We start from the raw sequence: 3,342 nt of genomic DNA on the forward strand, positions 1-3,342 counted from the left end.
GGAGTATCCAGTGGTGATTTTGCCGCTCTACATGCAGCACTATCTATTGCTATCGCGGAATTTGGTGTATACCGGACTGACGCGGGCGAAGAAGTTAGCAATTGTGGTTGGATCGAACAAGGCAATTCTCTTACGAGAGGCTTCGCCAACGGGTTGGCTGTCAGACAAAACCAAGTTGGCAAAAGGTACACGCGCTTATCAGCCAGATTAGGTCTTCCAATGTTATAGTTCATCGACAAGTTTCGTCAAATCATCGACAGACAGATCGCGTAAGGCGTTATCTTGTTTTTCGGCAATAATTCCCAGCAAGTTCTGTTTTTTTGCCAACTTAGCTGCTAGATCTTTGCGCGCTTTTTGCTCGGATAACCGCACTTCGACTATATGTTTGACGAGCGAGATTTTGAGATCGAGAATCTCATCTTCTTTACTCCGAGTTGCCAGCAGGCTTTCTTCTTTCTGTGTCTTCAGCTTGGTATTTAACTCCTTAAATATGCGATCTAGGGAATCTAAAGGAAGATCCCATAAATCTTCTACAGTGCATAATCCTTTGTGAGTGAAGCGTAATTTAAGCCGGACAGCTTTTTCAAACATAGTTCTTCTCCTTATTATTAAAAAATAACTTTGACCGTTCTATTAATATGACCTTGCAGTTTACAGACTAAGGCATTACGTTTGGTCGAACTAAATCCCAGCCCAGAAAGTTGATTTTCGCAGGGGGCGACCCGCATTTTTGCTCCCAAAGCTTCAAAAACTCGTTTGTGCTGCAAAAGATCTTCACGTAAAAACTCGTTAAAAAAGCCATTGGGTTGGGTAGTGTTTTGGCAGCCTTTTAACATGAAGAAGTAATGCCGATGTCCGATCCCGGTTCGTTCGTCCCAATAGTTAGGCGAAAACATACAAACCGATACGGGATGAAATTCATTCGTTTGAATATCCCAAATTGTTTTAGAGGATGTAGAGGACGGTAATGATTCGATAATATCGATCCCATTCTTACGACTAAACTTAACTTTGGCAACAATAATATTCTCACCTTGTCGGAGTTCCCGATCGTAGGCATAAGTATGAATTTGTCCATCATATTCAAGTTCGGCAGTAAAACCAGAATGCCCGCCCCGATGGCTGTAATTGTTAACATAAAACGTATATACGCCTTCTTGCATTCTAGAGATATCTGTCCAAGTGATATTTTCGACCGCAACCTGAGTACGATCGGGATGGATGATATCTACGTCGAGTATTCCAGTCGATGGATGCTTTTGTCCTTTATTGGGATAATAGATATGATTGTTGTTTGGCTCTACACAATGTGCGTCAAAATCGTTTTGATTATCGCCATTATCATTCCATTGCAATGAGAAGCGCAAAACCCCGTCAACATTACCACCAGCCGCTTTAACCCGTTGCTTCATACTATCGGTAATATTGCCATTATATGCCCATGAGAAACCATTATCCCATTTAAACATTGACGGACTTTCTGTCACCTGCGGTGCGATTAACGAGACAAGATTGGGTATATGCTGATTTTCCAGCAACACTTCAACATTTGTCAGTCTGGGGAGAATGTTTTTAACAAACTGCTCTACCGGAATTTCTTCAACTCGCTCGAACTGTTTCGGACTGGCTACCGCTGCTTTTTTTAATTCGGCAAAGATATCGCCTGACATCTGTTTTAAGGTGTCTTTGTTAGCAAATAGAATGTTATTGACCGTAATATCTTCGATCGTGGCCAACCGCCGCTCTAAAGACTCTAACAACCCCAGTTCTGAGATTTTTTGTCGAGCCTGTTCGATCGTTTTTTTGGTAAAGATTGCCTGCGGACGCATGTAGTTCGTGGGTGCGACGATCGCTTCATATTTACGCACGGCTTCATTCAAGTCATCTCCATTGGTAATGTCTGTCAGCAATACACCCATTGAAGTATTCCGAATTTTGCCAACCGCGCCACCAACTGCAACGGATGTCTGCCAACAATAATTATCCCGTTCGGTGTCCGGCAATGCCCGATCGGCAATATGTAAATTGCGAAAATGTTCTAGCGCACCCTGCCACTCTTCGCCTTTATAGAGTGAATTCTGAGCGATTAGATCGAGAACTGTTTCGATCGCATCTCGTGAAATCTCTGTCAGAGAGCGCGCGAAAACATTCTTCACGTCCCGATATTCAGCCATCACAGACGCTTCAGATTTGGACGAAGTATTAATAAATTTTCGGGGTAGATCGACTCGAAAATGATGCCAAGCGCGAACCGTTCCGTCTTCAAGTCTTTCGTGGTTTTTGTCGGTTCCAAATCCAGATTCTTTGGTAACAAAAACGTCGCGAATTCGAGCCGATCTCACAAAATCGGCAAGTGCGTCGATTACCTGTTGGTATTTACTATCATGGGTTTTAAAATCCCAGATCGTGACAATTCGACCGTTCTGTATTGCCACCACGTTCCCGAAAGATTTGACAAAATTTCGGCAACAGCTACAGTCATATTCGCGACGTTGGCGGAAGAGTTGATTCGTTCCGGCTGGAAAACTATCTAGGTAAAGATTCCATAACTTGTCTTTGTCTAGGTCTGTGACAAAAAGCGTGGATTGACTTTTAAATATGGTGGCAACATGCGCCTGCAATAGTCTGTTAAAACGAGCGAATTCCATCATGATGTACACGGTCGAGGTTGTAAGTAGCTAGGTGAGGCTAAATATAAAACGATGGATTTTGCGGTTACATTGCTGTTCCTTTCGTTTATTTAGTTCGTTCGGTTTGTTTTCCGTCGATGTATCCAGATTAGCCCCCACCCATTCCCCGAAGCTACCTATGACGAAAACAGCCCAAACTCTCTCCCCACAATACTTTTCAACTTAAGGTTAAAATTATAGCTAGGGGATTCCCCGAACTTGCTGGTTTGGGTTTTGGGTGGAACTTCCTACCGCTTAATTCAACCACTTCATAAATCGCCCCTACTAACGTGTAGCAGATCCGACTTTATCGATCGGGACAGCGGGACGTTTCCGCTTAGCCATGTCATTCTTGGCGGAGAGGTGCTCTACGATCTTGATGACTACATAATGAGTCTAAAGATGCCTTGGGAAGTCAAGCAGATTGCCGCTGCGTTGCGCAGCATCACAGAAAATGCCTTTCGCGATCGGTATTTTTGGATCGACCAAGAGGACTACGACGGTTTTTCCATCGGCGACGAGGGTTACGAGTACACATGGTCGTGGTTTCAGGAAGTGCGCGAGTTGTCCGATCGCGCCGCCGATGCAGGGAGGCACGTTCTGTTGCAACGCCAATTAGGTATTCATCTCTGACTGTGTGGGCGACTCAATTCAAACATCGAATCACTGTTGA

At 44.0% G+C, this 3,342-nt stretch carries 4 protein-coding genes; 2 read left to right on the forward strand and 2 right to left on the reverse strand.

Annotated elements, in window-relative coordinates; translation table 11 throughout:
- Positions 1–211: ATP-binding domain-containing protein (locus tag RMO35_RS21040; protein WP_309743930.1), on the forward strand; the 211-nt coding region annotated here is incomplete at its 5' end.
- Between the two features lie 11 nt (positions 212–222).
- Here RMO35_RS21040 and RMO35_RS21045 read toward each other — a convergent pair.
- On the reverse strand, positions 223–591 hold the full coding sequence (locus RMO35_RS21045) for a hypothetical protein (protein WP_309743932.1): 369 nt from the start codon (positions 589–591) through the stop codon (positions 223–225).
- A gap of 17 nt (positions 592–608) precedes the next feature.
- On the reverse strand, positions 609–2,651 hold the full coding sequence (locus tag RMO35_RS21050; RefSeq protein WP_309743934.1) for a hypothetical protein: 2,043 nt from the start codon (positions 2,649–2,651) through the stop codon (positions 609–611).
- A gap of 252 nt (positions 2,652–2,903) precedes the next feature.
- Here RMO35_RS21050 and RMO35_RS21055 point away from each other — a divergent pair, with 252 nt between their 5' ends.
- Positions 2,904–3,302 (forward strand): DUF1877 family protein, encoded by a 399-nt coding sequence (locus RMO35_RS21055; protein WP_309743936.1) that lies wholly within the window; start codon positions 2,904–2,906, stop codon positions 3,300–3,302.
- Positions 3,303–3,342: the final 40 nt, after the last annotated feature.

The sequence above is a fragment of the Chamaesiphon sp. OTE_20_metabat_361 genome (assembly GCF_031364565.1).